The organism is Streptomyces sp. HNM0575, assembly GCF_012726265.1.
Classification (GTDB): domain Bacteria; phylum Actinomycetota; class Actinomycetes; order Streptomycetales; family Streptomycetaceae; genus Streptomyces.
In genome coordinates, this window is sequence record NZ_JAASAG010000007.1 from 141480 (window position 1) to 164941 (window position 23462).

Annotated in this window: 17 protein-coding genes and 1 pseudogene; 17 read left to right on the forward strand and 1 reads right to left on the reverse strand. The window is 70.7% G+C overall.

What is annotated here, in order from left to right; genetic code table 11:
* The first annotated feature begins 86 nt into the window (after positions 1-86).
* The 16 genes and pseudogenes from rsmH to HCC61_RS18170 all read left to right on the forward strand — a co-directional run bounded on the left by rsmH (position 87) and on the right by HCC61_RS18170 (position 18490).
* Positions 87-1118, forward strand: coding sequence for a 16S rRNA (cytosine(1402)-N(4))-methyltransferase RsmH (gene rsmH / locus HCC61_RS18095; protein ID WP_169136539.1), 1032 nt, complete (start codon positions 87-89; stop codon positions 1116-1118).
* Positions 1115-1480 (forward strand): annotated as a pseudogene (locus tag HCC61_RS18100) (septum formation initiator family protein); the annotation flags it as partial. The gene rsmH and the pseudogene HCC61_RS18100, both read left to right, overlap by 4 nt.
* Before the next feature lie 26 nt (positions 1481-1506).
* Positions 1507-3705 carry a penicillin-binding protein 2 gene (locus tag HCC61_RS18105; protein WP_346777264.1) on the forward strand — a complete coding sequence of 733 codons (2199 nt, stop codon included), beginning with the start codon at positions 1507-1509 and terminating at the stop codon, positions 3703-3705.
* 158 nt (positions 3706-3863) lie between these two features.
* Positions 3864-5540, forward strand: a complete 1677-nt coding sequence (locus tag HCC61_RS18110) for a UDP-N-acetylmuramoyl-L-alanyl-D-glutamate--2,6-diaminopimelate ligase (RefSeq protein WP_169136543.1) — start codon at positions 3864-3866, stop codon at positions 5538-5540.
* Entirely contained in the window at positions 5537-6997 is a 1461-nt protein-coding gene (gene murF / locus HCC61_RS18115; protein WP_169136546.1) for a UDP-N-acetylmuramoyl-tripeptide--D-alanyl-D-alanine ligase, read from the forward strand. Before HCC61_RS18110 ends, murF begins: the two co-directional genes overlap by 4 nt.
* The gene (mraY, locus tag HCC61_RS18120) at positions 6994-8058 is read left to right on the forward strand and encodes a phospho-N-acetylmuramoyl-pentapeptide-transferase (RefSeq protein WP_169136978.1); all 1065 of its coding nucleotides are present in this window, start codon (positions 6994-6996) and stop codon (positions 8056-8058) included. The genes murF and mraY overlap by 4 nt, the downstream gene beginning before the upstream one ends.
* 74 nt (positions 8059-8132) lie before the next feature.
* A complete protein-coding gene (gene murD / locus HCC61_RS18125) occupies positions 8133-9563 on the forward strand; it encodes a UDP-N-acetylmuramoyl-L-alanine--D-glutamate ligase (protein WP_346777265.1) in 1431 nt (476 codons plus the stop codon).
* A gap of 52 nt (positions 9564-9615) precedes the next feature.
* The gene (ftsW, locus tag HCC61_RS18130; protein ID WP_240969090.1) at positions 9616-11226 is read left to right on the forward strand and encodes a putative lipid II flippase FtsW; all 1611 of its coding nucleotides are present in this window, start codon (positions 9616-9618) and stop codon (positions 11224-11226) included.
* Between the two features lie 6 nt (positions 11227-11232).
* Positions 11233-12327, forward strand: a complete 1095-nt coding sequence (gene murG, locus HCC61_RS18135) for an undecaprenyldiphospho-muramoylpentapeptide beta-N-acetylglucosaminyltransferase (RefSeq protein WP_169136984.1) — start codon at positions 11233-11235, stop codon at positions 12325-12327.
* An 18-nt stretch (positions 12328-12345) separates the two neighbouring features.
* The gene (locus HCC61_RS18140; protein ID WP_346777266.1) at positions 12346-13215 is read left to right on the forward strand and encodes an FtsQ-type POTRA domain-containing protein; all 870 of its coding nucleotides are present in this window, start codon (positions 12346-12348) and stop codon (positions 13213-13215) included.
* A 237-nt stretch (positions 13216-13452) separates the two neighbouring features.
* Complete coding sequence (gene ftsZ / locus HCC61_RS18145; RefSeq protein ID WP_169136548.1) at positions 13453-14667, forward strand: cell division protein FtsZ; 1215 nt, start codon at positions 13453-13455, stop codon at positions 14665-14667.
* Positions 14664-15395: a peptidoglycan editing factor PgeF gene (gene pgeF / locus HCC61_RS18150; RefSeq protein WP_169136550.1), complete on the forward strand. Its 732-nt coding sequence runs from the start codon at positions 14664-14666 to the stop codon at positions 15393-15395. The genes ftsZ and pgeF overlap by 4 nt, the downstream gene beginning before the upstream one ends.
* 3 nt (positions 15396-15398) lie before the next feature.
* Positions 15399-16127: a YggS family pyridoxal phosphate-dependent enzyme gene (locus tag HCC61_RS18155; protein ID WP_169136552.1), complete on the forward strand. Its 729-nt coding sequence runs from the start codon at positions 15399-15401 to the stop codon at positions 16125-16127.
* A 158-nt stretch (positions 16128-16285) separates the two neighbouring features.
* Positions 16286-16921, forward strand: coding sequence for a cell division protein SepF (sepF, locus tag HCC61_RS18160; protein ID WP_169136555.1), 636 nt, complete (start codon positions 16286-16288; stop codon positions 16919-16921).
* A 72-nt stretch (positions 16922-16993) separates the two neighbouring features.
* Positions 16994-17278, forward strand: a complete 285-nt coding sequence (locus tag HCC61_RS18165) for a YggT family protein (RefSeq protein WP_169136557.1) — start codon at positions 16994-16996, stop codon at positions 17276-17278.
* Positions 17279-17329: 51 nt separating this feature from the next.
* Positions 17330-18490 (forward strand): DivIVA domain-containing protein, encoded by a 1161-nt coding sequence (locus HCC61_RS18170; RefSeq protein ID WP_169136559.1) that lies wholly within the window; start codon positions 17330-17332, stop codon positions 18488-18490.
* Between the two features lie 364 nt (positions 18491-18854).
* On the opposite strand, the gene ileS is transcribed toward HCC61_RS18170, so the two are convergent.
* A complete protein-coding gene (gene ileS, locus HCC61_RS18175) occupies positions 18855-22049 on the reverse strand; it encodes an isoleucine--tRNA ligase (RefSeq protein ID WP_169136561.1) in 3195 nt (1064 codons plus the stop codon).
* 450 nt (positions 22050-22499) lie between these two features.
* Between ileS and HCC61_RS18185 the strand changes: the two genes are divergently transcribed.
* Positions 22500-23432 (forward strand): TraR/DksA C4-type zinc finger protein, encoded by a 933-nt coding sequence (locus HCC61_RS18185; protein ID WP_169136563.1) that lies wholly within the window; start codon positions 22500-22502, stop codon positions 23430-23432.
* Positions 23433-23462 lie beyond the last annotated feature (30 nt).

A 23462-nucleotide genomic window follows, 5' to 3' on the forward strand; every position in this document is an offset into this window, starting at 1 on the left:
CTGCGGTGTCCTCTTCCCCGGCTCCGCGCGGCCGCTTCCCCTTCGAGCGGGCGGGGACCAAGCAGCACGTGGGCAGGAAGAGACGCATGACCACCGAAGAACAGCCCGCCCGCGACGAGCCCACCGGCGCGGAGACGCCGGCGGACGGCGGTCCCGCGGACCCCGCCGAGCGGCACCGTCCCGTGATGCTGAGGCGCTGCCTCGACCTTCTCGCCCCCGCTCTCGCCGAGCCCGGCGCCACCGTCGTCGACTGCACCCTCGGCCTCGGCGGCCACAGCGAGGCGCTGCTGTCCACGTTCCCCGCGGCCCGGCTCGTCGGGCTCGACCGCGACCGTGAGGCGCTGCGGCTGGCGGGGGAGCGGCTCGCTCCGTACGCGGGCCGTGCCACTCTCGTACACGCCGTGTACGACGAGCTGCCGCAGGTCCTGGACCGTCTCGGAGTGCCGCGGGTGCAGGGCGTGCTGTTCGATCTCGGCGTCTCCTCCATGCAGTTGGACGAGGCGGAGCGCGGCTTCGCCTACGCGCAGGACGCCCCGCTCGACATGCGCATGGACCAGACGCGCGGCCCGAGCGCAGCCGACGTGCTCAACACCTATCCGCCTGGCGAACTCGTGCGCGTGCTGCGTGCGTACGGCGAGGAGAAGCAGGCCCGCCGCATCGTCGAGGCGGTCGTACGGGAACGGGAGCGGGAACCTTTCAGCCACAGCGCTAGGCTGGTGGAGCTGATCCGCGACGCGCTGCCGCAGGCGGCCAAGCGCACCGGCGGCAACCCTGCCAAGCGCACCTTCCAGGCCCTGCGCATCGAGGTCAACGGCGAACTGGACGTGCTGGAGCGCGCCGTGCCGTCCGCTGTCGACGCGCTCGCGGTCGGCGGGCGCATCGCCGTGCTGTCGTACCACTCGCTGGAGGACCGGCTCGTCAAGCGGGTGCTGAGTGCCGGGGCGAGGAACACGGCGCCGCCCGGGCTGCCGGTCGTGCCGGAGCAGTACCAGCCGCGGCTGAAGCTGCTGACGCGCGGCGCCGAAGTCCCCACCGAGGACGAGATCGCCGAGAACCGCCGTGCCGCACCGGCCCGGCTGCGCGGCGCGGAGCGCATCAGGGAGGCGCACACCCCATGACTGCACAGGAGCGGCTCGCCCGGCTGTCGCGGCTTTCACGGCTCGCCCGGCTCGTGCCGGCGGGCGCGTCCTCGGCGGCCCGTACGCCCTTCGTCCTGCTGGTGGTGCTGATACTGGGCGCCGGCCTGCTGGGTCTGCTGCTGCTCAACGCCGCCGTGAACCAGGGGTCCTTCAGGCTGAGCAAACTGGAGAAGCAGACCGACGAGCTGACGGACGAACAGCAGTCGCTCCAGCAGGAGGTCGACTCCTACTCCGCTCCCGGCGCGCTGGAGAAGCGCGCCCGCCAGCTGGGCCTGGTGCCCGGCGGCACACCCGCCTTCCTGGCCCCGGACGGCACCGTGAAGGGCGACCCGCAGCCGGCCACCGGAGACCCGGAGCAGGAGGAGCGGTGAGCGAACGTCCCCGCGACCCGCGCCGAGACGGCGACGGGCGCCGACGGGCAGGCGGTACGCGCTCCGCGGCAGGCGACGGGAGCGCGAAGTCCGGCTCCGCGAGGCCTGCTTCGAGGCCTGCTTCGAAGTCTGCTTCGAGTTCGGCGGCGAAGTCTGCTTCGGGCCCGGCGGCGAAGTCCGCCGCGAAGTCCGGGCAGGCTTCCTCGAAGTCCGGGAAGGGCGCGAGGCCCGCTGCGGCCTCGGCCAGGGCGACCGGCGGCCCCCGGTCCCCCGTGCCCTCCCAGGGCAGCCGGCTGCGCCTCGCACGCGCCCGCCCGCGGCTGCGGCTGATCGCCTTCGGCCTGACGCTGGTCATGCTCGCGTTCACGGCGCGGCTGCTCCAGGTGCAGGCCGTCGACGCCAGCGCCTTCGCCGACAAGGCCGCGGTCAACCGCTACATCACCGTGCCGCTCGCCGCCGAGCGCGGCACGATCTCCTCCCGCGACGGCGCCGCTCTGGCCACCACCGTCGACGCCTACGACGTCACGGCCGACCCGTACCTCTTCACGCGCAAGCAGACCGGCGTCACGGACGCCCCGGAGCGCGCCGCCGCGCTGCTCGCGCCCGTACTCCACGAGGACGAGCAGGAGCTGACCCGGAAGCTGGCGAGGAAGGACACCCGTTACGTGCTCCTCGCCCGTCAGGAGTCGCCGCGCACCTGGTCGCGGATCAAGAAGCTCAAGAAGCAGGTCGCCGAGAGGGCGGCCGAGGCGGGCACGCCCGCGGGCTCGGCCGAGACCGCCGCGAAGTCCGGGAAGCATGCGGACGCCGGCGAGGACGAGGCCGCCGACGTGCTCGCGGGCGTCTACCGCGAGAAGCACCCCAAGCGCGTCTACCCGAACCGGGAACTGGCCTCCTCCGTACTGGGTTTCGTCAACTCCGAGGGCAGGGGCGGCGCCGGCATCGAGGCCATGCTGAACAAGAAGCTCGCCGGCAAGGACGGCAAGATCACCTACGCGCAGTCAGGGGGCCGCCAGGTCCCCACCGCGGGAGTGCGTGAGCACCCGGCCCGCGCGGGGGCGGACGTCCAGCTCACCCTCGACCGCGACATCCAGTGGGCGGCGCAGCAGGCGATCCGCGAGCAGGTCGCCGACTCCGACGCCGACAGCGGGTACGTGGTGGTCCAGGACACCCGCACCGGCGAACTCCTCTCCATGGCGAGCGCCCCCGACTTCGACCCCAACGACGTCTCCCGCGCCGACCCGAAGGCGCTGGGCAACGCCGCCGCGCAGGACGTCTACGAGCCCGGCTCGACGAGCAAGGTGATGTCGATGGCCGCCGTGCTCGAAGAGGGCAAGGCCACGCCTCTCACGGAAGTGACCGTGCCGAACCGGCTCAAGCGCGCCGACCGCGCCTTCGCCGACGACGTCGATCACGAGACGTGGCACCTGACCCTCAACGGCGTGCTCGCCAAGTCCAGCAACATCGGCACGATCCTCGCCACGGAGCAGCTCGGGGAGAACCAGAAGGCCGCCAACAAGGTCCTGCACCGCTACATGAGCCGCTTCGGCATCGGACGGGACACGGGCCTGGGACTGCCGGGCGCGACCTCCGGCATCCTGGAGAAGCCCGGCAAGTGGAGCGCCTCGCAGCAGTACACGATCCCCTTCGGGCAGGGGCTCTCCCTCAACGCCGTACAGGCCGCGTCGATCTACTCCACGATCGCCAACGGCGGTGTGCGGAACGTGCCTTCGCTGGTGCGGGGGACCACCGGCCCCGACGGCGGCTTCACCGCCGCCCCCAAGCCGGGCGAGCGCCGCGTCGTCAGCGAGAAGACCGCGAGGACCCTCTCCCGGATGCTCGAGTCCGTCGTGAGCGACATGGAGGGCACGGGCACCACGGCGAAGATCCCGGGCTACCGGGTGGCCGGCAAGACCGGTACGGCCAACCGGGTAGATCCCGACACCGGCCGCTACGACGGATACACCTCGTCCTTCGCCGGCTTCGCCCCCGCCGACAAGCCGCGCGTGACGGTGTACTGCGCCGTGCAGAACCCGAAGAAGGGCAGCTACTTCGGCAGCGACGTCTGCGGCCCCGTCTACAAGAAGGTCATGAAGTTCGCGCTCAAGTCGCTCCAGATCCCCCCGACCGGCGCAAAGGCCCACCCTTGGCCCGTAAGCGCCGAAAAGGACCGCTCGAAGAAGAGGGACCGATGAGCCGGTGAGCGGGAGAGCAAGCGGAAGAGAGCGCACACGGGAGTCCCGTCCGGTGCTGCTCCGCCGGTGTCACAAAGCGGCGCGACCCGCCGGACGCCGCCCCTCCGTGAAGCCCCTCGCTTCGCGGCACCGCCCCCGCGCCCGGTACGCTCACCGCCGTGCCACAAGCTGATCAGAACTCCCTCTCGCCCTCGGCGGAGGGCCGCCCGGACTCCTCATCCCCGGACACCACTCCCGGGACGGCCACGGACGTCACCTCGGGGCCGCCCCGGCCCGCGCACGTGCGGCCCGTGCCGCTCGCGGAGCTGGCACGCCGGCTGGACACCGCCGCCCCACAGGGCACCGAGGCGGCCTCGGCGACCGGCATCACGCACGACTCGCGAGCCGTACGGCCCGGCGACGTGTACGCCGCGCTGCCCGGCGCCCGCTTCCACGGCGCCGACTTCGCCTCGCAGGCGGCCTCCCTCGGCGCGGTGGCCGTGCTCACCGACCCGGCGGGGGCCGCACGTTCGGCGGACACCGGGCTGCCGGTCCTCACGGTGCCCGACCCCCGCGCCCGCATGGGAGCACTGGCCGCCGCGATCTACGGCGAGCCCGGCAGGGACCTGCTCCAGATCGGCATCACCGGCACCTCCGGCAAGACCACCACCGCGTATCTCGTGGACGGCGGGCTGCGCAAGGCCGCCGAGAAGGCGGGCGGGCTGACGGGTCTGATCGGCACGGTCGAGTCCCGTATCGGCGACGAGCGGCTGAAGTCCGAGCGGACCACACCCGAAGCGACCGATCTCCAGGCCCTCTTCGCCGTCATGCGGGAACGCGGTGTGACGGCGGTGGCCATGGAGGTCTCCAGCCACGCCCTTGTGCTGGGCCGGGTCGACGGCTGCGTCTTCGACATCGCCGTCTTCAACAACCTCAGCCCCGAGCACCTGGACTTCCACCCGGACATGGAGGACTACTTCCGGGCGAAGCGGCAGCTGTTCACGCGCGCCCGCTCCCGCGCGGGCGTGGTCAACTTCGACGACGAGTACGGGCAGCGGCTGATCACCGAGTCCGAGGTGCCCGTCACGACCTTCTCCGCCGAGGGCCACCCCGACGCCGACTGGCGTGCCGAGGACGTCGAAGTGGGCCCGCTGGGCTCGACGTTCACTGCCGTCGGCCCGAAGGACGAGTCCGTACGGGCAGCGGCCCCGATCGCCGGGCCGTTCAACGTCGCCAACGCGCTCGCCGCCCTCACCGCTCTCGTCGCCGCCGGCATCGACCCGCAGACCGCGGCCGACGGCATCGCCGCCGTGCCGGGCGTGCCGGGCCGGCTGGAGCGCGTGGACGCCGGTCAGGACTACCTCGCGATCGTCGACTACGCGCACAAGCCCGACGCCGTCGAGTCCGTGCTCTTCGCGATCCGCAGGGTCACCGAGGGCCGGGTGCACGCCGTGCTGGGCTGCGGCGGCGACCGTGACCCGCACAAGCGCACCGCGATGGGCTCCGCGCTAGCGCGGCTTTCCGACACCGCGGTGCTGACCTCCGACAACCCCCGCACGGAGGACCCCCTGGCGATCCTCGCCACGATGCTCGCCGGTGCCGCCGAGGTCCCCGCGTACGACCGCGGCACGGTGCTGCTCGAAGAGGACAGAACCGCCGCGATCCGTCTCGCGGTCGACCGTGCCGAGCCGGGCGACACCGTCGTCGTACTCGGCAAGGGACACGAGCAGGGGCAGGACATCGCGGGAGTCGTAAGACCGTTCGACGACACCCTCGTGCTGCGCGAGGCCATCCGGCACCGGCAGGAAGCGGCCGGCAGCACCCCGACCCAAGGGACAGACGCCGAAGACCGATGATCCCCCTATCACTCGCCGATATCGCCGCTGTCGTCGACGGACAGCAGAGCGACATACCGGACCCGGACGCCCGGGTCACAGGACCCGTCGTCATCGACTCCCGGAAAGTGGCCGAGGGCAGTCTCTTCGCGGCCTTCGCCGGGGAACGCGCCGACGGACACGACTTCGCCCGCAGCGCCGTCGGCGACGGTGCCGTCGCCGTGCTGGCCACCAGGCCGGTCGGCGTACCGGCGATCGTCGTCGACGACGTCACGCGTGCCCTCGGCGCCCTCGCCAGGCACGCGGTGGAGCGGCTGGGCACGCAGGTGGTCGCGCTCACCGGCTCCGCCGGCAAGACCAGCACCAAGGACCTCATCGCCCAGCTGCTGGAGCACCTCGGGCCCACGGTGTGGACGCCGGGCTCGCTCAACAACGAGATCGGGCTGCCGCTCACCGCCCTGCGCGCCGAGGCCGGTACGCGTCATCTCGTACTGGAGATGGGCGCTCGCGGCGTGGGCCACATCCGCTACCTCACGGAGCTCACCCCGCCGCGCATCGGTGTCGTGCTCAACGTCGGCACGGCCCACATCGGCGAGTTCGGCGGCCGGGAGCAGATCGCCCTGGCCAAGGGCGAGTTGGTGGAGGCGCTGCCGCCCGCGGCGCCGGACGGCGAGGGCGGCGGCCCGGACGGCGGCGGCCGGGGCGGCGTCGCCGTGCTCAACGCCGACGACCCTCTCGTACGCGCCATGAGCGAGCGCACCAGCGCCCGCGTCCTGCTCTTCGGCGAGGCCGAGGACGCCCACGTACGTGCCGAGAATGTCCGGCTCACGGACCAGGGTCGGCCCACTTTCACGCTACGAACACCCACCGGGTGCGGTGACGTGACCATGCGCCTGTACGGTGAGCACCACGTGTCGAACGCGCTCGCCGCGGCGGCCGTCGCCCACGAACTGGGCATGCCCGCCGGGGACATCGCCACCGCGCTCTCCGCCGCGAGCACGCTCTCGCGTTGGCGGATGGAGGTCACCGAGCGCGCCGATGGAGTCACGGTCGTCAATGACGCCTACAACGCCAACCCCGAGTCGACACGGGCCGCGCTCCGCGCGCTGGCCGCGATGGGTCGGGGCCGGCGGACCTGGGCGGTGCTCGGTGAGATGGCCGAGCTCGGCGACGAGTCGCTTGCCGAGCACGACGCGGTCGGACGGCTCGCCGTCCGGCTCAACGTCAGCAAGCTCGTGGCGGTGGGTGGCCAGGAGGCCGTCTGGCTGGACATGGGCGCGAAGAACGAGGGTTCGTGGGGTGAGGAGTCGGTGCACGTGTCCGACGCTGAGGCGGCGGTCGAGCTCTTGCGGAGCGAACTGCGCCCGGGGGATGTCGTACTGGTGAAGGCTTCCCGTTCGGTGGGCCTTGAGCGCGTCGCGGACGCTCTCGTGGAGCCGGGGACCGACGAGGGTGAGGTCGCCGCCCGATGGGTATGAGCCAGATCCTCTTCTCGGGAGTCATCGGACTCTTCCTGTCCCTGATCGGGACGCCGCTGCTGATCAAGCTGCTCGCCAGCAGGGGCTACGGCCAGTTCATCCGCGACGACGGGCCGCAGAACCACCACAGCAAACGCGGCACCCCCACGATGGGCGGCATCGCCTTCATCCTGGCCACGGTCGCCGCGTACGCGCTCACGAAACTGCTGACCGGCAGTCAGCCGAGCTTCTCCGGCGTGCTGGTGCTCTTCCTCTTCGCCGGCATGGGCCTGGTCGGCTTCCTGGACGACTACATCAAGATCGTCAAACAGCGCAGCCTCGGTCTGCGGGCCAAGGCCAAGATGGCCGGACAGCTCATCGTCGGCACCAGCTTCGCGGTCCTGTCGCTGAACTTCCCCAACCTCCGCCTGCTGACGCCCGCTTCGACCAAGCTCTCCTTCACGCAGGACTTCGGCTGGTCGCTGGGCCCGGTCATCTTCGTGATCTGGGCGCTGTTCATGATCCTCGCGATGTCCAACGGCGTTAATCTGACGGACGGTCTGGACGGCCTGGCGACGGGCGCGTCCGTGATGGTCTTCGGCGCGTACGTCTTCATCTGCGTCTGGGAGTACCAGGAGTCCTGCGCCAACCCCTTCACCGCGGGCCCGGGTTGCTACGAGGTGCGCGACCCGCTCGATCTGGCGGTCGTCGCCGCGGCGTTGATGGGCGCCTGTTTCGGCTTCCTCTGGTGGAACACCTCGCCCGCCAAGATCTTCATGGGGGACACCGGTTCGCTCGCGCTGGGCGGTGCGCTCGCCGGTCTCGCCATCTGCTCCCGTACGGAGCTGCTGCTGGCCATCCTCGGCGGGCTCTTCGTCCTCATCACCATGTCCGTCGTCATCCAGGTCGGCTCCTTCCGGCTCACCGGCAAGCGGGTGTTCAAGATGGCGCCGCTCCAGCACCACTTCGAACTCAAGGGCTGGTCCGAGGTGCTGGTCGTGGTCCGTTTCTGGATCATCCAGGGCATGTGCGCCATCCTCGGCGTCGGGATCTTCTACGCAGGGTGGGCGGCAAGCAAGTGACGGACGGGCACGGCCACTTGGACGCCGCGGACCTCGACGGGTCCCCCGGGGCAGGGGGCTTTCGCGGTAGGCGCGTGACGGTGGCCGGCCTCGGCGTGAGCGGCGTCAGCGCCGCCCGCGCGCTCGAGCGCATGGGCGCGGAGGTCACCGTCGTCGACGGCGGAGACAGCGACACCCACCGTGCGCGAGCGGCCGAACTCGGCGCCCAGGGCGTGACGGTACGGCTCGCGGACGCGGAGACCCTCCCCGCAGGCACCGAACTGATCGTCACTTCACCGGGCTGGAAACCGCAGAGCCCGCTTTTCGCCGCCGCCGGCGCCGCGGGCGTACCCGTATGGGGCGACGTGGAGTTGGCGTGGCGGCTGCGCGGCGCACGCCCCGCGGCACCCGCCGGCGGGGAAGGGGCGCCCGCGCCCTGGCTCGCCGTCACCGGCACCAACGGCAAGACGACCACGGTGCAGATGCTCGCCTCCATCCTGAGCGCCGCGGGCCTGCGCGCCCCGGCCGTCGGCAACATCGGCACCCCGCTGATCGACGTCGTGCTCGCCGAGGAGCCCTGCGACGTGCTCGCCGTGGAGCTCTCCAGCTACCAGCTGCACTGGGCGCCGAGCCTGCGCGCCCACTCCGCCGCCGTGCTCAACCTCGCCCCCGACCACCTCGACTGGCACGGCTCGATGGAGGCGTACGCCGCCGACAAGGGCCGCATCTACGAGGGCAACCAGGTCGCCTGCGTCTACAACAGCGCCGACCCCGCCACCGAGGAGCTAGTGCGGCGGGCGGACGTGCAGGAGGGCTGCCGCGCCGTCGGCTTCACCCTCGGCACCCCCGGGCCGTCCGAACTCGGCGTCGTGGACGGCATCCTGGTCGACCGCGCCTTCGTCGAGAACCGCCGCGAGCAGGCGCAGGAGCTGGCCGAGGTCTCGGACGTCACCCCGGCGGCGCCGCACAACATCGCCAACGCCCTCGCGGCTGCGGCCCTCGCACGCGCCTACGGGGTGCCGGCCTCGGCCGTACGCGACGGACTGCGCTCGTTCCGCCCCGACGCGCACCGCATCGCACACGTCGCGGACGTCGACGGCGTCGCGTACGTCGACGACTCCAAGGCCACCAACACCCATGCCACACAGGCCTCCTTGGCTGCGTACGACTCGATCGTGTGGATCGCGGGCGGCCTCGCCAAGGGCGCCACATTCGACGAACTCGTACGGGAGTCCGCGCCGCGTCTGCGTGCCGCCGTCCTCATCGGCGCGGACCGTCATCTCATCCACGAAGCCCTCACGCGACACGCCCCGGATGTCCCGGTGGTGGACCTGGCACGGACCGACACTGGGGCGATGGCGGCGGCAGTCGACGAAGCGGCGCGGCTGGCGCGGCACGGGGATACGGTGCTGATGGCTCCGGCCTGCGCCTCGATGGACATGTTCGTCAACTACAACGCGCGCGGTGACGCCTTCACCGACGCGGTGCGCGCACTGGCCGAGGCCCGCGCGCACGAGGTGGAGTAACCCGCCGGTCCCGCGGACCGCGTCGCGGGAACAGACGGAGGGGAAGCGACAGATGACGCCCGACAGCGGCACTGCGGCGGTGTCTCTTCCAGGAGCGTCCGGGACGGTGTGGCGGTGCGCTGCCGGGGCCCTCGGCTCCGGTGCCCGCGGGGCACGGGACAGGGTCCGGCTGCTGTACCGCGAGGCGCAGCAGTCCCGTGACGGCGAGGCAGGCACAGCCGAGGCAGGTACCGCCAAGGCGCGCACCGCCAAAGCCGGCACAGCCAAAGCAGGCACCGCCAAGTCCCGTGCGGGCAAGGGCACTTCGCGCGCGCCCGCTCCCTCCCCGAAGCGCCCGCCGGTGCTGCGCCGGCCGCCGCGGCGCCCCTCCCGTCCGGGCGGCGGACGCGGCGGACGCGACGGCACCCCGGCGATCCTCGCGAAGGCCAGGCGTGCCTGGGACCGGCCGCTCACCGCCTACTACCTGATTCTCGGCGGGAGTCTGCTGCTCACCGTGCTCGGGCTGGTGATGGTCTTCTCGGCGTCGCAGATCGAGGCGCTCCAATCCGGCCTGTCCTCCACGTACTTCTTCCGCAAGCAGCTCGTCGCCGCGATCGTCGGCGCCGTACTGCTGCTGGTCGCCTCCCGCATGCCGATCAGACTCCACCGGGCGCTGGCGTATCCGCTACTGGCCGCCTCGGTGGTGCTGATGTGCCTCGTACAAGTGCCGGGGCTGGGCCACGCGGTGAACGGGAACCGCAACTGGATCTATCTGGGCGGCCCGTTCCAGCTCCAGCCCAGCGAGTTCGCCAAGCTGGCGCTCGTGCTGTGGGGCGCCGACCTCCTCGCCCGCAAGCGGTCCAGGCGGATGCTCAACCAGTGGAAGCACATGCTCGTACCGCTGGTGCCCGTCGGACTGCTGCTGCTCGGGCTCATCATGCTCGGCGGCGACATGGGGACCGCGATCATTCTCACAGCGGTCCTCTTCGGTCTGCTCTGGCTCGCCGGCGCCCCCACCAGGCTGTTCGCCGGTGTGATGGCGGTGGCCGCGATGATCGGCGCCCTGCTCATCGTGACGAGCCCGAACAGGATGGCCCGCCTCTCCTGCATCGGCGCCACCGATCCCGGCGCCGACGACCAGTGCTGGCAGGCCGTTCACGGCATCTACGCGCTCGCATCAGGCGGATGGTTCGGTTCCGGTTTGGGTGCCAGTGTGGAAAAATGGGGCCAACTCCCGGAACCACACACCGACTTCATCTTCGCCGTGACCGGGGAGGAACTCGGTCTCGCGGGGACGCTGTCGGTGCTCGCTCTCTTCGCGGCTCTAGGCTATGCGGGTATCCGCGTGGCCGGACGCACGGAGGAGCCCTTCGTGAGGTATGCCGCGGGAGGTGTGACCACCTGGATCACGGCGCAGGCCGTGGTCAACATCGGTGCGGTGCTCGGCCTGCTGCCGATCGCCGGCGTCCCGCTCCCGCTGTTCTCCTACGGAGGCTCAGCCCTGCTGCCGACGATGTTCGCCATCGGGTTGCTCATCGCCTTCGCGCGAAGCGACCCCGCGGCCAGAGCGGCTCTGGCCATGCGGCAGCCTGCTCTGCGGCAGCGCCTGCGGAGAAGGCTGGCAGGGGTGCGAACGAACACGATGAGACGGCGCGCGGACAGGCGGCCGTCCGGAGAGCGGTGAATGAGAGTGCACGTCGTACTCGCCGGTGGGGGCACCGCCGGCCATATCGAGCCCGCGCTCGCCCTCGCGGATGCTCTGCGCAGGCAGGACCCGACGGTGGGCGTGACCGCACTCGGGACCGAACGCGGCCTGGAGACCCGTCTGGTGCCCGAGCGCGGCTATCAGCTCGAACTCATCCCGGCCGTACCGCTGCCGCGCAAGCCCACGCCCGAACTGATCACCGTACCCGGGCGGCTGCGCGGCACCATCAAGGCAGCCGAGCAGGTGCTGGAGAGCACGAAGGCCGACTGCGTAGCGGGATTCGGCGGTTACGTGGCGCTCCCCGCCTACCTGGCCGCCAAGCGTCTCGGCGTCCCGATCGTCATCCACGAGGCCAACGCGAGGCCCGGCCTGGCCAACAAGATCGGCTCCCGCTACACACAGCACGTCGCCGTCTCCACGCCCGACAGCAAGCTGCGCAACGCCCGTTACATCGGCATCCCGCTGCGCCGTGCCATCGCCACCCTCGACCGCGCGGCCGTCAGGCCCCAGGCGCGCGCGGAGTTCGGCCTGGACGCCAACCTGCCGACCGTGTTCGTCACGGGCGGCTCGCAGGGCGCGCGCCGCCTCAACGAGGTCGTGCAGCACGCCGTTCCGCACCTCCAGCGGGCCGGTATCCAGGTCCTGCACGCCGTCGGCCCCAAGAACGAACTCCCGCAGCCGGACCACATGCCCGGAATGCCGCCGTACGTCCCGGTACCGTATGTGGACCGGATGGATCTCGCGTACGCCGCGGCCGACATCATGCTCTGCCGCGCGGGCGCGATGACCGTCGCGGAGCTGTCGGCCGTCGGGCTGCCTGCCGCGTATGTGCCGTTGCCGATCGGCAACGGCGAACAGCGGCTGAACGCACAGCCCGTGGTCAAGGCGGGCGGCGGACTGCTCGTCGACGACGCCGAGCTGACGCCGGAGTGGATCCTGGGCAATGTGCTCCCCGTCCTCACCGATCCGCACCGGCTGCACGACATGTCGCGCGCCGCGGCGGAGTTCGGCCGGCCGGAGGCCGACGAGCTTCTTGTCCGCATGGTGTACGAGGCGATCGCGGCCCGCCGAGGGGCGTGAGACAGAAGGCAGGGAAGCGTGGCCGGATCCACGGGGCGGACGAAGGGCGCCGAACGGCGCGGCAGGAACCCGGCGGCCCGCCCCCCGGCGGACGCCGACTCCGGTCCGGCGCCGTCCGGTTCGCGCGGCCGGCGAGAGCGTGCGGCGGCCCGTACGGGCTCACGGACGCGGACACGGGCGCGGATGCTCCGGCTGCGCGCCCTGCTGGTTCTCTTCGCTCTGGCGCTCGGGCTCGCGGGTTTCGGCGCGTGGGCCCTGTACGGCTCGGACTGGGTGCTCGTCGAACGCGTCACGGTCAGCGGCGAGAAGGTGCTCACGGAGAAACAGGTCCGTGCCGCAGCCGGTATTCCGGTTGGGACGCCGCTCCTGTCGGTGGACAGGGCCGCGGCGCAGCATCGTCTCAAATCGGCGCTCCCGCGCCTCGACGACGTCCGTGTTGTACGGGCCTGGCCCCACGGAATCGGTATCGAGGTGACCGAACGGAAGCCGGAACTCGCCATGAAGCATGCCGGGAATTTCGTCGAAGTAGACGTGGAAGGCGTGCGTTTCGACGTAGTTCCGGAGCAACCGAAGGGCGTTCCGCTTCTCGTCATGGAAGTCGAGGGCTCAGCGGGCCTGCGGCACTTCGGCAAGGAACGGCTGCGCCGCGAAGCAGTCCGCGCCGCGACCTCGCTTCCCGATTCCGTGGCGCGCGACACCCGTACGGTCAGGCTGCGTTCCTACGACTCCATCACACTGGAGTTGACGGGAGGTCGTACGGTGCTGTGGGGGAGTGGTGAACAGGGGCGCGCCAAGGCCGAGTCCCTGACCGCGCTGATGAAAGCCACCGAGGACGCACGGCACTTCGACGTGAGTGTTCCCAGCGCCCCTGCGTCGTCAGGGAGTTGACGGGCGTCGCCGCAGGCCAGCACCCTGGATGACTGCCCTTGGGTCTGATCACATAGGGTGAAAAGAAAAACGGGAGGTTCGGCGTGTTCGTTGAACACCCACCACTTGTCGACTTAGTGTCCGTTCCCAAGACTCCAGGGAAGACAGACACCGGTAACCCTAAACTTCACGCTTAGGGTTCGGGTCGACGTGGACCGCCCGACAGGGATACGTAACTCGAGGCGAGAGGCCTTCGACGTGGCAGCACCGCAGAACTACCTCGCAGTCATCAAGGTCGTCGGCATTGGCGGCGGTGGCGTGAACGCCATCAACCGGATGATCGAGGTCGGTCTCAAGGGCGTCGAGTTCATCGCGATCAACACCGACGCGCAGGCCCTGTTGATGAGCGATGCAGACGTCAAGCTCGATGTGGGCCGTGAACTGACACGAGGTCTGGGAGCAGGCGCCAACCCCGATGTCGGCCGCAAGGCCGCCGAGGACCACCGCGAGGAGATCGAGGAGGTCCTCAAGGGGGCCGACATGGTCTTCGTCACGGCCGGCGAGGGAGGTGGCACCGGCACCGGCGGTGCTCCCGTCGTCGCCAACATCGCCCGCTCGCTGGGGGCCTTGACGATCGGCGTCGTCACGCGGCCCTTCACCTTCGAGGGCCGCCGCCGCGCCAACCAGGCCGAGGACGGGATCGCGGGACTGCGCGACGAGGTGGACACCCTCATCGTGATCCCCAACGACCGTCTGCTGTCCATCTCGGACCGTCAGGTGAGCGTGCTCGACGCGTTCAAGTCCGCGGACCAGGTGCTGCTTTCCGGTGTCCAGGGCATCACCGACCTCATCACCACCCCGGGCCTGATCAACCTCGACTTCGCCGACGTCAAGTCCGTGATGTCGGAGGCCGGTTCGGCCCTGATGGGCATCGGCTCGGCCCGTGGCGACGACCGGGCGGTGGCCGCCGCCGAGATGGCGATCTCCTCGCCGCTGCTGGAGGCGTCGATCGACGGCGCCAGGGGCGTGCTGCTGTCCATCTCGGGCGGTTCCGACCTCGGGCTCTTCGAGATCAACGAGGCGGCACAGCTCGTCAGCGAGGCCGCGCACCCGGAGGCCAACATCATCTTCGGCGCGGTGATCGACGACGCTCTCGGCGACGAGGTGCGGGTCACGGTCATCGCCGCGGGCTTCGACGGAGGCCAGCCGCCGAGCAAGAACCGCGACAAGGCGCTCGGTTCGCACGCTCCCAAGGACGATCCCGCCTCGGCGGGCTCCTTCGGCGCCGACTCCGACGCCGACCGGCCCTCGTTCGGCGGGCTCGGCAGCGTCACGCCGCGCGAGAGCGAGCCGGAGCCGGTGGGCGAATCCCCGGGCGCGGGCCGCGATTCGCTGCCCCCGACGGTCCCGCCGGCCCGTCCGTACCAGGACAGCCAGGCCGAGGAGCTGGATGTGCCGGACTTCCTGAAGTGATAGGCACGCACGACTCCGCGAGCGGCGCGCACTTCGCATTCACCGACAGGTGGGGCGGGGTGAGCGCCGCTCCGTATGAGTCGCTCAATCTCGGCGGCAGGGTCGGCGACGACGCGGCACATGTACGCGAGAACCGTTCCCGCGCTGCCGCCTCGCTCGGGCTCGACCCGGGCGCCGTTGTGTGGATGCATCAGGTGCACGGGCGCGATGTGGCGTACGTGGAGGGCCCGTTCGGGGACGACGCGCCTCCGCTGGACGCCGTCGTGACCCGGCGCCCCTCGCTCGCCCTCGCGGTCCTCACCGCCGACTGCACCCCCGTGCTTCTCGCCGATCCGATCGCCGGTGTCGCCGGAGCGGCACACGCGGGCCGGCCCGGTCTGGTCGCGGGCGTGGTGCCGGCGCTCGTCGAGGCGATGCGTGAGCGGGGAGCGGCGCCGCAGCGGATCGTGGCCCGCACGGGACCGGCGGTGTGCGGCCGTTGCTACGAGGTGCCCGAGGAGATGCGCGAGGCCGTCGCGGCTGCCGTTCCCGAGGCGTACGCCACGACGAGTTGGGGCACCGCCTCGGTCGACGTGGCCTCAGGTGTACGGGCCCAACTCGAAGCCTGTGGTGTCACAACTCTGGAACAGTCCGCGGTGTGCACCATGGAATCGGACGATCACTTTTCGTACCGGCGTGAAAAGACGACCGGCCGTCTCGCGAGCTATGTCTGGTTGGAGGCGAGCTGAACCGTGACGGACCTCACGGCCCGTCAGGCCGAACTCGCCGCCAATCTCTCACGTGTGGAGGAGCGCATCGAGGGCGCTTGTGACGCGGCGGGGCGCGAGCGGAGCGAAGTCACGCTGATCGTCGTCACGAAGACCCATCCTGCCCGTGACGTACGGCTCTTGGCGGAGCTGGGCGTGCGGCACGTCGCGGAGAACCGGGACCAGGAGGCGGCCGCGAAGGCCGCGGAGTGCGCCGACACCCCTGTCACGTGGCACTTCGTGGGCCAGCTCCAGACCAACAAGGCCCGTTCCGTCGCCGGTTACGCGGACGTGGTCCACTCCGTGGACCGCCCCAGGCTCGTCGACGCCCTGAGCCGTGCCGCCGTGCACCACGGCCGCCGGCTGGACTGCCTGCTACAGGTCGCACTCGACGCGGAGTCAGAGACCGCCGGGGGAAGGGGAGGTGCGGCACCGGACTCCGTGGCCGCGCTCGCCGACGCGGTGGAGTCCGCCCAAGCCCTGCGGCTGGCAGGGGTGATGACGGTGGCTCCGCTCACCGGGCCGTACGCAGGGAGTCCGGCCGCCGCCTTCGAACGGCTGCGGGAAATCTCAACCGGCCTGTGTACAAGGCATCCTGCTGCGACCATGGTGTCAGCAGGGATGAGCTCGGATCTCGAAGAGGCGGTTGCCGCGGGTGCGACACATGTGCGCGTCGGCAGTGCGGTACTCGGAGAGCGCCCAAGGCTCGGGTAACGTCGCCAGCGAGTCGGACTACGGCACAAAATATGGTCAATTCCGTTGCAAGACCACAGGCGGAGAGACCCGCGGGGATCCAGTTCAACCGGTGACGGAGCCGTGCAGCCTTCCCACCCAAGGCCTGGGGACCCACCACAGAGCGGAGGACGCAGAGAATGGCCGGCGCTATGCGCAAGATGGCGGTCTACCTCGGCCTCGTGGAGGACGATGGGTACGACGGTCCGGGATTCGACCCCGACGACGAGTTCGAGCCCGAACCGGAACCCGAGAGGGACCGGCGGCGGCACGAGCCGTTGCAGTCGCACGACCCCCTGCAGAAGGACGAACCGGCCGAGCCGGTAAGGGTGATGCATCCTCCCGCCCAGCGGGAGCGAGAGCAGCCGGCGTCCCCGGCGGTGATCGAAAACGGACGATCCGGAAGAATCGCCCCCGTGTCATCCATCACACCTGAACGCCAGAGTCTGGAGAAGAGCGCGCCGGTGATCATGCCCAAGGTCGTGTCCGAACGGGAGCCGTACCGGATCACCACGTTGCACCCCCGGACGTACAACGAGGCCCGTACCATCGGGGAACACTTCCGCGAAGGTACCCCCGTGATCATGAACTTGACGGAGATGGACGATACGGACGCCAAGAGACTTGTCGACTTCGCGGCCGGTCTGGTCTTCGGACTGCACGGGAGTATTGAAAGAGTGACGCAGAAGGTGTTCCTGCTGTCTCCTGCTAACGTCGATGTCACGGCGGAGGACAAGGCCCGCATCGCAGAGGGCGGGTTCTTCAACCAGAGCTGAAGACGCAGGATCAACGGAACGGGCCGTAAGGTCTGCACGAGCGCCAACGCGGCGAGGGGAGAGGGAAGCACAGTGAGTACCGCATTCGACGTGGTCCAAATCGTGCTGTACTGCTTCCTGCTCGTGTTGATCTTCCGACTGGTGATGGACTACGTCTTCCAGTTCGCCCGCTCATGGCAGCCCGGCAAGGCGATGGTGGTCGTTCTGGAAGCGACCTACACTGTCACTGATCCGCCACTCAAGCTTCTGCGGCGGTTCATTCCGCCGTTGCGCTTCGGGGGCGTGGCGCTCGACCTGTCCTTCTTCGTACTGATGATCATCGTCTACATCCTGATCAACGTCGTGGCCGGGCTGTGACGATCGAAATGGTCTTGCCGACATGCCGACGAGTTACGTTGAGGTGAAGAGATGCCACTGACCCCCGAGGACGTGCGGAACAAGCAGTTCACGACCGTCCGCCTCCGAGAAGGCTATGACGAGGACGAGGTCGATGCCTTCCTCGATGAGGTCGAAGCCGAGCTGACGCGCCTGCTGCGTGAGAACGAGGACCTGCGGGCGAAGCTCGCCGCAGCGACCCGCGCAGCCGCGCAGAACCAGCAGCAAGGCGGAATGCGCAAACCAGAGCCACCGGATAGGCAAGGCGGGGGGCCGGTGCCCGCCGCCATATCAGGTCCGCAGCCCGTGCCGCCGGGTCAGCACGGCGGCCCCGGCCAGCACCCCGGCCAGCACGGCCCGGGTCCTGGCCAGCACGGCCCGCAGCAGGGCATGGGCGGTCCCCCTCAGCTTCCCGGCGGTCAGCCGGCGCTTCCGGCCGGTCCCGGCGGACCGGGCGGTCCCCAGGGCGGTCCCGGTGGCCCGATGGGTCCCGGCGGACCCCAGGGCGGGCCCGGCGGTCCCATGGTTCCCGGTGGTCCGCAGATGCCAGGTGGCGGCGGGCAGAACAACGACAGCGCCGCGCGCGTGCTGTCGCTTGCCCAGCAGACCGCCGACCAGGCCATTGCGGAGGCCCGTTCCGAGGCGAACAAGATCGTCGGCGAGGCCCGCAGCCGCGCCGAGGGTCTCGAGCGTGACGCCCGCGCCAAGGCCGACGCCCTTGAGCGGGACGCCCAGGAGAAGCACCGCGTCGCGATGGGCTCGCTGGAGTCCGCGAGGGCGACGCTGGAGCGCAAGGTCGAGGACCTGCGGGGCTTCGAGCGGGAGTACCGCACGCGTCTGAAGTCGTACCTGGAGAGCCAGCTGCGTCAGCTGGAGAACCAGGCGGACGACTCGCTGGCGCCGCCGCGTACGCCCGCGACGGCCTCCCTCCCGCCGTCCCCCTCGATGGCACCCGCGGGTGCCGGGGTCGGCAGCATGGGCGGTCACCAGTCGATGGGCGGCAACGGCGGCATGGGTGGCCCCGGCGGCCCGGGCGGTCCCCCTCAGGGCGGCCCGAGCTACGGCGGTGGACAGCAGCAGATGTCCCCGGCCATGACGCAGCCGATGGCTCCCGTACGGCCGCAGGGCGGTCCCGCGCCGCAGCAGGCTCCGTCCCCGATGCGGGGCTTCCTGATCGACGAGGACGACAACTGATCGTCTGACAGCGGACTCATCGGCACACGGCAAGGGCCGGGCCCGGAAGCGTAAGGCTTCCGGGCCCGGCCTCATGTGTGCGCGGAGCCCGGTCGTGAACGCCCTCAGACGGCCCGTGCGGAGCCTGGGACGCGGCCTGGCCGGGGTGGCCGGTCAACCGCTCCGCCGGTCTCTCACTCCGTCAGCCGGACGCTCAGCGGCTTCTTCCGGCGGGCGGTGCCGCGGGCGGGCGGAAGCGCGGGCGTACCGAGCACGCAGCACCGGGCGGAGCGCACGAAGCCGTCGGCACGGCCCGGACCGTCCGCGGCGGGACGTCCAAGGACCGTGCCGACAGGGCGCGTTGGGCTCTCGTCCTCAGCCGGCGTCAGACCTTGCGGAGGCGGAAGACCAGGGAGAGCGACTCGTCCTCGAAGGGGGCGCCGAGGCCGGAGTCGCCGTCGGCGGCGTCCTCCGCGTCGCCCTCCGCCGTCGCGACGAAGTCCGTCGCGAGGACCTCCTCGGCGATCAGCTCGGCGTGGTCGGCAAGGGCCTGCCGGACCTCCTCGTCGGCCGAGGACCAGCGCAGCACGATCCGGTCCGCGACGTCGAGGCCGCTGTTCTTGCGGGCCTCCTGGATGAGACGGATCGCGTCGCGAGCGAGGCCCGCGCGGCGCAGCTCCGGCGTGATCTCCAGGTCGAGGGCGACCGTCGCTCCCGAGTCGGACGCCACGGACCAGCCCTCGCGCGGGGTCTCCGTGATGATCACTTCCTCGGGCGAGAGGGCGATCTGCTCCCCGTCCGCCTCGACCGTCGCCGTACCTTCGCGGAGCGCGGCCGAGAGGGCTGCCGCGTCGGCGTCGGCGATCGCCTTGGCCACCGCCTGGGTGCCCTTGCCGAAACGACGGCCCAGGGCGCGGAAGTTGGCCTTGGCGGTGGTGTCGACGAGGGAGCCGCCGACCTCCGAAAGGGACGCCAGCTCCGAGACGTTGAGCTCCTCGGTGATCTGGTTGCGCAGGTCGGGGGAGAGGGTCTCGAAGCCGTGTGCGGCGACGAGCGCGCGCGAGAGCGGCTGGCGCGTCTTGACGCCCGACTCGGCGCGGGTCGCACGCCCCAACTCGACCAGGCGGCGCACCAGAAGCATGTCCTGGGACAGCTCCGGGTCGACCTTCGCCAGGTCCGCCTCGGGCCAGTCGGTCAGGTGCACCGAGTCGGGCGCACCCGGCGTGACCGGAACGACCAGGTCCTGCCATACGCGCTCGGTGACGAACGGCACGATCGGTGCCATCAGCCGCGTCACGGTCTCCAGGGTGTCGTGCAGCGTACGCATCGCCGCCGGGTCGCCCTGCCAGAAGCGGCGGCGGGAGCGGCGCACGTACCAGTTGGACAGGTCGTCGACGAAGGTCGACAGCAGCTTGCCGGCGCGCTGGGTGTCGTAGTTCTCCATGGCCAGCGTCACCTGGTCGACCAGCGCGTGCAGTTCGCTCAGCAGCCAGCGGTCCAGCAGGGGCCTGCTGTCGGCCGCCGGGTCCGACTCGGACGGGGACCAGCCGGACGTACGGGCGTACAGGGCCTGGAAGGCCACCGTGTTCCAGAACGTCAGCAGCGTCTTGCGCACGACCTCCTGGATCGTGCCGTGGCCCACGCGCCGCGCGGCCCAAGGCGAGCCGCCGGCCGCCATGAACCAGCGCACCGCGTCTGCCCCGTGCTGATCCATCAGCGGGATCGGCTCCAGGATGTTGCCCAGGTGCTTGGACATCTTCCGGCCGTCCTCGGCGAGGATGTGGCCGAGGCAGACGACGTTCTCGTACGACGACTTCTCGAAGACGAGCGTGCCGACCGCCATCAGCGTGTAGAACCAGCCGCGGGTCTGGTCGATGGCCTCGGAGATGAACTGCGCGGGATAGCGCTTCTCGAACAACTCCTTGTTCCTGTACGGGTATCCCCACTGCGCGAAGGGCATCGCGCCCGAGTCGTACCAGGCGTCGATGACCTCGGGGACGCGGACCGCCTCCAGGGAGCAGCCCTCGGCCGGGCAGCCGAAGGTGACCGCGTCGATGTAGGGGCGGTGCGGGTCGAGGCCCGACTGGTCGGTGCCCGTGAGCTTCGTCAGCTCCGCGAGGGAGCCGACACAGGTCAAGTGGCCTTCCTCGCAACGCCAGATGGGCAGCGGCGTGCCCCAGTAGCGGTTGCGGCTGAGCGCCCAGTCGATGTTGTTGTCGAGCCAGTCGCCGTAGCGGCCGTGCTTGACCGACTCCGGATACCAGTTGGTGAGCTCGTTCTGCTCGAGCAGGGCGTCCTTGATCCGGGTCGTACGGATGTACCAGGACGGCTGCGCGTAGTAGAGCAGTGCCGTGTGGCAGCGCCAGCAGTGCGGATAGCTGTGCTCGTACGGCACATGACGCATCAGCAGGTTGCGCGCGTCGAGGTCGGCGACGAGCGCTTCGTCGGCCTTCTTGAAGAACTGCCCCTCAACCAGGTGCAGTCCGGCCTCGAAGGTGCCGTCGGGACGGACGGGGTTGACCACGGGCAGGCCGTAGTCGCGGCAGGTGCGCATGTCGTCCTCGCCGAAGGCGGGAGCCTGGTGGACCAGGCCCGTGCCGTCCTCGGTGGTGACGTAGTCGGCGTTGACGACGAAGTGGGCGCCCTCCATCTCCACGATGTTGAAGGGGCGTTCGTACCCCCAGCGCTCCATCTCGGCGCCGGTGAAGCGCTGTCCGGTCGCCTCCCACCCTCCCCCGGAGCCTGCCGGCCCGGGAGGTGCCCCCACGCCGAGCGCCTTCTCCAGCAGCGGTTCCGCGACGACGACCTTCTCCAGACCGTCGGTCGCGACGACGTAGGTGACGTCGGGGTGGGCCGCCACCGCGGTGTTGGAGACCAGCGTCCAGGGCGTGGTCGTCCACACCAGCAGCGAGGCCTCGCCGGCCAGCGGACCGGACGTCAGCGGGAAGCGCACGTAGACCGAGGGGTCCACGACCGTCTCGTATCCCTGGGCGAGTTCGTGGTCCGAGAGACCGGTGCCGCAGCGCGGGCACCATGGCGCGACGCGGTGGTCCTGGACCAGCAGGCCCTTCTCGAAGATCTGCTTCAGCGACCACCAGACCGACTGCACGTACTCCGGGTCCATGGTGCGGTAGGCGTCGTCCATGTCGACCCAGTAGCCCATGCGCGTCGTCAGCTCGGCGAAGGCGTCGGTGTGCCGGGTGACGGACTCGCGGCAGCGGGCGTTGAACTCCGCGATGCCGTAATTCTCGATGTCCTGCTTGCCGTTGAAGCCCAGCTCCCGCTCGACGGCGAGCTCCACCGGCAGCCCGTGGCAGTCCCAGCCGGCCTTGCGCGCCACGTGGTATCCGCGCATCGTGCGGAAGCGCGGGAAGACGTCCTTGAAGACGCGGGCCTCGATGTGATGCGCGCCCGGCATGCCGTTGGCGGTGGGCGGGCCCTCGTAGAAGACCCACTCGGGCCGCCCCTCGGACTGTTCGAGGGTGCGGGCGAAGACCTTGTGCTCCTGCCAGAAGTCGAGCACGGCGTGCTCGAGGGCGGGCAGGTCTACTTGGGCTGGCACCTGACGGTACTGCGGCATCGGGACTTCCTCCGGCGGACATCTCTGCTTCCGTCGGAGGGACGAGAGCGCCGGCCTGAACGGCGGCGGACCCGCGGTACCACCCTCCTTGGCAGCGGTTCGACGACCGCTGCCCCCTCATTGGGGTGCGCTGCCGGTTCTACTCGCGCCGGATCCTCCGGGCTTTCTTCCGGCGGCTCCGGGGTGATCTTCACGTCGTGCAGGCCCCCGGGCTCACACCGTCCCCGGGTCGCTCGCGGCTGCGTACGGACGCTACTCGTCCCCTTCATCGCCTCTCGCTCCGCCCAGTGTACGGGGCTTCGCGGGGCGGGGCGGGTCGGTTTTCGCAGGGCCGCGCGGGGCACAACGGATTGGAGACCGGCGTGCCCCCGTTGTCGAGCGTTCGGAGTCGATTTATCGTTCCGGTCACGTTTCGCGAGCAAGATCACAATATGTGAAGGGGCCACGGCCATGGTGGCGAGAGGATCTGCCGCGAGTTCCCCGGCAGCTGCTGACAAGTCCACGAAGAAGGCCGCGGCGACGAAGAAGACCTCTGCGGCCGGCGGGACCGCATCGCAGAATAAGGCGGCGAAGAAGACGCCCGCCGAGAAGGCCGCACCGAAGAGGACGGCGGGGAAGAAGACCACGGCGGGGAAGAGGACGACGGCCGCGGAGACCGGGAGGACCGCGGCGGAGGGGGAGGGGGCCGCGAAGAAGAGCGCGGCGAAGAAGACGGCCGCGAAGAAGACGGCCGGGGCCGCATCGAAGAAGGCCGCACCCGGGAAGAAGGCGGCGAAGAAGGCCGCGCCGCCCGAGCGCGCCGCGAAGACGGCGAAGAAGGCGAAGGCGGCGAAGAAGACCGCCAAGACGGCCAAGACGGCCGAAGCTGCGAAGGCCGCAGCGAAGAAGACCACGGCGAAGAAGACGACAGGAGCCGAGAAGGTGGCTGCGAAGAAGACTCCGGTGGCGAAGGCCGAGAAGGTTCCCACAGCACGTGCGGTCGCCGAGCCGGGCGAGCTCGCCGTAAGGGCGGGCGAGGAGCCGTGGACGCCGCAAGAGGTCGAAGAGGCCCGCGGCGAGCTCCAGAGCGAGGCCCAGCGGCTGCGCGACGAACTCGTGGCCTCCGGCGAGGCGCTCGACGGGCTGATGCGCGACTCCGGCGACGGGGCCGGCGACGACGACGCCGACACCGGTACCAAGAACATCACCCGCGAGCACGAGATGGCGCTGGCCGCCAACGCCCGGGAGATGCTCTACCAGACGGAGCGGGCCATCGAGCGGCTCGACGCCGGCACGTACGGCCTGTGCGAGAACTGCGGCAACCCCATCGGCAAGGCCCGGATGCAGGCGTTCCCGAGGGCCACGCTCTGCGTGGAGTGCAAGCAGCAGCAGGAGCGGCGCTAGGTGCCCGAGGGGCGGGTGGGGGGTGACGGG